This is a genomic window from Hungatella sp. SL.1.14 (assembly GCF_024460495.1).
GTDB lineage: Bacteria > Bacillota > Clostridia > Lachnospirales > Lachnospiraceae > Hungatella > Hungatella hathewayi.
Genome location: NZ_JANFYJ010000361.1, coordinates 1 through 299, shown reverse-complemented (window position 1 = coordinate 299; position 299 = coordinate 1). Strand labels below are relative to the sequence as shown.

At 46.5% G+C, this 299-nt stretch carries 1 pseudogene; it reads right to left on the bottom strand.

Going from position 1 to position 299, the window contains the following annotated elements:
* Positions 1-299: pseudogene (locus NE473_RS31365) on the bottom strand (hypothetical protein); the annotation flags it as partial.

Here is a 299-nt window from a genome sequence, read left to right as displayed (position 1 = left end):
AGAAACCGTTTGGAGTCGATGCCGAAGAGTGTCAGAAGGCTCTGAATTATGCGGAAATGTCTGGTAAAATCTGCATGATCGGGCTCTGTTACCGTGGAATTCCAGGGTATATGTATTTGAAAAAGCTGATAGATGATGGTGAGCTCGGAAAAATATTTTATATTCGCCAGTCTCTTGGCGGAAACCGTATTGCCAATATCCAGCATATGACTTCCGAAGTCTGCCATAGCTCCTGGTCCCGACAGCGCCTTCTGCATCCTCCATTCCAGTTTAACCTGGGGATTGGCAATACGGTTTCC